Genomic DNA, 5860 nt, shown 5'->3' with positions numbered 1-5860 from the left:
CCGCCTCGACGCGCTCGGCGGCGCGGCGGCAGCGCGGACAGTCGTCGACGTGACGGACGAGTTCGCGCCTGAGCGCGGCGGACAGCAGCACCTGGTGGTCGCCGGTGAGCCGGGCCACGGACGGGCAGTTGCCGGTCTCCACGACGGCGAGTGCGGCGCGGGTGCGTTCGACCTCGCAGGCGGCCGAGGCCAGCAGCTCGCGAGCGGCCGGGAGTTCCATGGACAGCACGGCGGCGACATCGCGCGGGCCGAGCTGGTGGCGTACGGCCAGCTCCAGGATCTCGCGCTGCTCGGGGGTGGTGCCGGCGGCCTCGGGCCAGGCGAGCAGGGCGAGTTCGCGGCGGCGGCGCTCGGCGGTCTCCTCCGTGACGGTGTCGGCGGGCTCCCCCGCAGGAGCCTGACCGGCAGGGGTCCCGTCGGCAGGGGTCCCGTCGGCAGGAGTCCCGTCGGCAGGAGTCCCGTCGGCAGGAGTCCGGTCGGCAGGAGCCTGACCGACGGGAGTGCGACCGCTGTCGCCCCCGCCTCCGTGACCGCCGTGACTGCCATGACTGCCGTGACCGCCGTGGCTTCCGTGCGCCCCCTGGCGGCCCCGGCGCTGCTCGGTGAGCTTGCGCAGACAGGCCCAGCGCGCCAGCGCGTACAGCCACGCCTTGCGCTCCCCCGCGCCCGACGGGCAACGGCCGTACTGCCGCTCCGAGATGCGCAGCACGTCGCCGAGCACCTCGATCGCCGCGTCGTGATCGCAGAGCACGGAGAGGCAGTAGGTGAACAGGCCGTCCAGATACGGCTCGTAGCGCGCCGGCGGATGCTGCGGCCCCGCATGGGGCGCGCGGCGCGGGGCGCGGTGTGCGCCGGTGGTGTGCATGGAGGTCTCGGGACTGCTGCTTGTCACCCGGCGACGGTAGTCAGAGCGACGCGCGCCCTTCGCACCCCTTGAGCACATTTAATCCTTACGGGTGAATGTATCCCTCGAAAGGGGACAACAGCCCCACCTGCGAGTGAATGCCGGGACGGGCTGCATCCTCGAACGGAGGCTCCAGTACGGGGAGCCGATACGACGAGTCGGCCAGTACGACGAACAGGCGGGGCCCGCCGCGTGGCGGAACCGTCCCGGTTCGTCCCCGTACGAGAATGAGCCTCCGCCCCCGCCCCGGTCGCCGCTCCCCGGCCACCGGACGGACGGCGCCCCTTTCCGGAACACGGCTCAGGAGCGACCTGTGCGAGACGCCTTCAAGGACCCCACCCTGATCATGGGGATGCACGGCGTCCTCGAACGGCATCCGTGGGCCGGGCGGGTGAGCGCGGAGTTCGACCTCGACGAGGACGTGTTCAGTCTGGCGGCGAAGCGGGCCGAGGCCTACGGCTGGAGTTCCGCGCGACTGGGTGAGGCCGCCGAACTGGAGGGCGCCCGCTGGGCGCACAACGACGCCGGGGGCGACTGGACGCAGGACGGCGGCGTCAGGGAGGCCGGCTGGCTCCAGGTCTCCGTCACCGAAGGGCCCCGCGGGCAGCGGCTGCCCGTACTGCCGGTGGCGACCGTCCTCGGTGACGCGCTGCGCCGGGTGGGCCGGTTCCGGCTCACCGGACTGCACACCCTGGCTCCGCTGCACCTCGCGCTCGACGCCACCCCCGCTCTGATCGGTGCCGCCGACTGGTTCGCGCTGGCCGACCCGGACGGCGCCGCCGAGCTGACCATGACCGTCTCGGGCCGCGAGAGCGGGCTGACCGGCCGGACCGGCCAGGTCCGCGAGTACGCCGAGCGGTCGGCGGACGGACGTCTGACCTCGGTCGAGGCGCTGCCCGCAGGGCAGGAGCTGACGGCGCCGGACCTCCCCGGCCTCGCTCTGCCGCTGACCGGCGAGGTCCAGACCGAGGGGATGCGGCAACTGATGGCTTTCCGCTGCCGGGTACGCGAGTGGTCCCCGGATGTGGCCGCCTGGACGACCGAGATCCTGATCGACGCGCTGCGCGCCACCGGCACCACGGACCCCGTACTCCTCACCGTCTCCACAGGCTGACGCCGAACCCCGTACCGCCCTCCCGGGCCGTCGGCCAACACCCGCCGTGGTCGGGGCTGTCAGTGCGCCCCTATACGGTGACGCCATGGCTGCCCGTACGAAATCCACCAAGGACAGGCCGTCCTACCGCTGCACCGAGTGCGGCTGGACGACCGCCAAGTGGCTCGGCCGCTGCCCCGAGTGCCAGGCCTGGGGCACCGTCGAGGAGTACGGCGCGCCCGCCGTCCGGACCACGGCGGCCGGCCGCGTCACCACGGCGGCACTCCCCATCGGCCAGATCGACGGGCGTACGGCGACGGCGCGTTCCACCGGCGTCGCCGAGCTGGACCGGGTCCTCGGCGGCGGCCTCGTGCCGGGCGCCGTCGTCCTGTTCGCCGGTGAGCCGGGCGTCGGCAAGTCCACGCTGCTGCTCGACGTCGCGGCGAAGGCGGCCAGCGACGAGCACCGCACGCTCTATGTGACGGGCGAGGAGTCCGCCAGCCAGGTGCGGCTGCGCGCCGACCGCATCAAGGCCATCGACGACCACCTCTACCTCGCCGCCGAGACGGACCTCTCCGCGGTGCTGGGCCATCTCGACGCGGTCAAGCCGTCCTTGCTCGTCGTGGACTCCGTACAGACCGTGGCGTCGCCCGAGATCGACGGTGCGCCCGGGGGTATGGCGCAGGTCCGTGAGGTCGCCGGCGCGCTCATCCGGGCCTCGAAGGACCGCGGCATGTCCACCATCCTGGTGGGCCATGTCACCAAGGACGGGGCGATCGCGGGCCCCCGGCTGCTCGAACACCTCGTGGACGTCGTGCTGTCCTTCGAGGGCGACAGACACGCGCGGCTGCGGCTGGTCCGGGGCATCAAGAACCGCTACGGGGCGACCGACGAGGTCGGCTGTTTCGAGCTGCACGACGAGGGGATCACCGGCCTCACCGACCCGTCGGGCCTCTTCCTCACCCGGCGCGACGAGCCCGTCCCCGGCACCTGCCTGACGGTCACCCTGGAAGGCCGCAGGCCGCTCGTCGCCGAGGTGCAGGCGCTGACGGTCGACTCGCAGATCCCGTCGCCCCGGCGCACCACCTCGGGTCTTGAGACCTCCCGGGTCTCGATGATGCTGGCCGTACTGGAGCAGCGCGGCCGGATCGCCGCTCTCAGCAGGCGTGACATCTACTGCGCGACCGTCGGCGGTGTGAAGCTCTCCGAACCGGCCGCCGACCTGGCGGTGGCGCTCGCCCTGGCCTCGGCCGCGGGCGACATCCCGCTGCCGAAGAATCTTGTCGCTGTGGGCGAGGTGGGCCTCGCGGGCGAGGTCAGAAGGGTCACAGGCGTGCAGCGCAGGCTCTCCGAGGCGCACCGGCTCGGCTTCACCCACGCCCTGGTGCCACGCGACCCGGGGAAGATCCCCGCCGGTATGAAGGTCACGGAAGTCGCCGACATAGGCGAAGCCCTGAGGGCCCTGCCGCGCCGGTCTCGGGCACAGGCCCCACGGGAGGACGACGCACGCCGGTAGACTTTGCCCTGGTCTCGCCCATCCGTACGAGCCGGAGGAGTGCAGTGGCAGCCAACGACCGGGCATCAGCACCCGGAAAGTCCGGCGCGGGCTCCGGCAACGAAGCACTGATGCGGGCGTCCCTGAGCGCCGTGGCGCCCGGGATGGCGCTGCGCGACGGGCTCGAGCGGATCCTGCGGGGCAACACCGGCGGTCTGATCGTCCTCGGCATGGACAAGACGGTCGAGTCGATGTGCACCGGCGGTTTCGTGCTGGACGTGGAGTTCACCGCCACGCGGCTGCGTGAGCTGTGCAAGCTGGACGGCGCGCTCATCCTCGACAAGGACATCACCAAGATCCTCCGGGCCGGGGTGCAGCTCGTACCTGAGTCGTCCATCCCGACCGAGGAGACGGGCACCCGGCACCGTACGGCCGACCGGGTCTCCAAGCAGTGCGGCTTCCCCGTCGTGTCCGTGTCGCAGTCGATGCGGCTGATCGCGCTGTACGTGAACGGGGAGCGCCGGGTCCTGGAGGAGTCGGCGGCGATCCTCTCCCGGGCCAACCAGGCGCTGGCCACGCTGGAGCGCTACAAGCTGCGGCTGGACGAGGTCGCCGGCACGCTCTCCGCGCTGGAGATCGAGGACCTGGTGACGGTCAGGGATGTGACGGCCGTCGCGCAGCGCCTCGAAATGGTGCGCAGGATCGCCACCGAGATCGCCGAGTACGTGGTGGAGCTGGGCACCGACGGCCGTCTTCTCTCGCTCCAGCTCGACGAGTTGATCGCGGGCGTCGAGCCCGAACGCGAGCTGGTCGTCAGGGACTACGTACCTGAGCCGACGGCCAAGCGCTCCCGCACGGTCGAGGAGGCGCTGGCCGAGCTGCACGCGCCGAGCCATGCCGAGCTGCTCGAACTGCCCGTCGTGGCACGGGCGCTCGGCTACAGCGGCTCGCCGGAGACGCTCGACTCGGCGGTCTCACCGCGCGGTTACCGGCTGCTGGCCAAGGTGCCCCGGCTGCCCGGCGCCATCATCGAGCGGCTCGTCGAGCACTTCGGCGGCCTGCAGAAGCTGCTCGCCGCCAGTGTCGACGACCTCCAGACGGTGGACGGCGTGGGCGAGGCGCGGGCGCGCAGTGTGCGCGAGGGGCTCTCGCGGCTGGCCGAGTCGTCGATCCTGGAGCGGTACGTCTGAGCGGGCGCGCCTCGCTGCGTACAGGCGCGCCTCGCTGCGTACGGGCGTAACGGGGCGCCTGTGCCGCCGCGTTCAGGGTGCCTGTAGCGAGTCGTAGCCGCCGCGGGCCTCCTCGATGGCGTCGGCGTACGTGTCCGCCCAGTCCATGACGGAGCCCAGCGCCTCCAGCAGGGCCCGCCCCATGGCCGTGAGCGTGTACTCGACGCGCGGTGGCACCACCGGGTGGACGGTCCGCGACACGAGCCCGTCGCGCTCCAGGGCGCGAAGCGTCGCGGTCAGCATGCGCTGGCTGATGCCGTCGCCCTGCCGCTTGATCTCCGTGAACCGCATCGTGCCGGTCCCGAGCTTCACGATGACGTACAGCGACCACTTGTCGCCGACGCGGCCCAGGATCTCCCGTGTCCGCAGGGACTCGGAGGCGGTGCATAACGCCGGGCGATGGCCCATGGTTCCCTCCAGGTGACCTAGGCAGAAATAAGTGCCCTCTTGTGCGCTGTCCGTAGTCGTCGCAGGCTAGGAGATGCTTCCTTTTTGGAAGCAACAACGCAGAAGTAAGCAGCCTACTTTTTACCACCCCTGAAAGGTGGCTCTCATGGTCGCCCCCGTACAACTCGCCCATGTCGTCCTGTGGACCAGGCAGGTGCCGCGCATGCGGGACTGGTACGTCAAGGTCCTCGACGCCCGTGTGGCGTACGAGAAGCCGCCCGCGCTGGCGTTCCTCACGTACGACGACGAGCACCACCGCATCGCGCTGACGGACCCCGAGGGGACCAAGGAACTGCTCGCCGACTCGGAGGGCGGCGGCGAGGGAATGATCAGCGTCGCCGCCGCGACCGCGGCCCCGCTCTCACCGGCGGAGCTGGCGGCGCTGCCCGCCCACGGGATGGCGCACATGGCCTTCACCTACGCCTCGCTCGGCGATCTCCTCGGCAACTACGAGCGGCTGAAGGCGGATTCGATCGAGCCGGCGACGATGATCAACCACGGCGTCACGACCTCGATGTACTACGTCGACCCCGACGGGAACCGGATCGAGCTCCAGGTCGACAACTTCGGGACCGCCGAGGAGGCCACGGCGCTCATGGAGTCCGAGGCGTTCGACAAGGACCCGACCGGAAAGGCCTTCGACGCAGACGAGTTGCTGAGGAGGCTCCGCGCGGGCGAGTCCGCCGCCGATC

General features: G+C 71.5%; 5 protein-coding genes and 1 pseudogene. 4 read left to right on the top strand and 2 right to left on the bottom strand.

The annotated features are described in order from the left end of the window. A pseudogene (locus tag QR77_RS48990) lies at positions 1–943 on the bottom strand (hypothetical protein); the annotation flags it as partial. Between the two features lie 274 nt (positions 944–1217). Between QR77_RS48990 and QR77_RS23365 the strand changes: the two are divergent. The 3 genes from QR77_RS23365 (at position 1218) to disA (ending at position 4682) form a co-directional block, all read left to right on the top strand. Beyond that, on the top strand, positions 1218–2018 hold the full coding sequence (locus QR77_RS23365) for a hypothetical protein (RefSeq protein WP_236710784.1): 801 nt from the start codon (positions 1218–1220) through the stop codon (positions 2016–2018). 85 nt (positions 2019–2103) lie between these two features. Further along, positions 2104–3513, top strand: a complete 1410-nt coding sequence (radA, locus tag QR77_RS23360; protein ID WP_040024095.1) for a DNA repair protein RadA — start codon at positions 2104–2106, stop codon at positions 3511–3513. A 44-nt stretch (positions 3514–3557) separates the two neighbouring features. After that, positions 3558–4682, top strand: a complete 1125-nt coding sequence (gene disA, locus QR77_RS23355; protein WP_040024094.1) for a DNA integrity scanning diadenylate cyclase DisA — start codon at positions 3558–3560, stop codon at positions 4680–4682. Positions 4683–4754: 72 nt separating this feature from the next. On the opposite strand, the gene QR77_RS23350 is transcribed toward disA, so the two are convergent. Continuing rightward, entirely contained in the window at positions 4755–5129 is a 375-nt protein-coding gene (locus QR77_RS23350) for a helix-turn-helix domain-containing protein (RefSeq protein ID WP_040024093.1), read from the bottom strand. 145 nt (positions 5130–5274) lie between these two features. On the opposite strand from QR77_RS23350, the gene QR77_RS23345 reads away from it, so the two are divergent. Then, positions 5275–5860: VOC family protein (locus tag QR77_RS23345; protein WP_063798069.1), on the top strand; the 586-nt coding region annotated here is incomplete at its 3' end.

The organism is Streptomyces sp. 150FB, assembly GCF_000818195.1.
Taxonomy (GTDB): Bacteria; Actinomycetota; Actinomycetes; order Streptomycetales; family Streptomycetaceae; genus Streptomyces.
This window is presented reverse-complemented; position numbering and strand designations above follow the sequence as displayed.

Coding starts and splice junctions, on each gene's coding strand:
- radA (WP_040024095.1), top strand. CDS start 2,104: ATGGCTGCCCGTACGAAATCCACCAAGGACAGGCCGTCCTACCGCTGC.
- QR77_RS23350 (WP_040024093.1), bottom strand. CDS start 5,129: ATGGGCCATCGCCCGGCGTTATGCACCGCCTCCGAGTCCCTGCGGACA.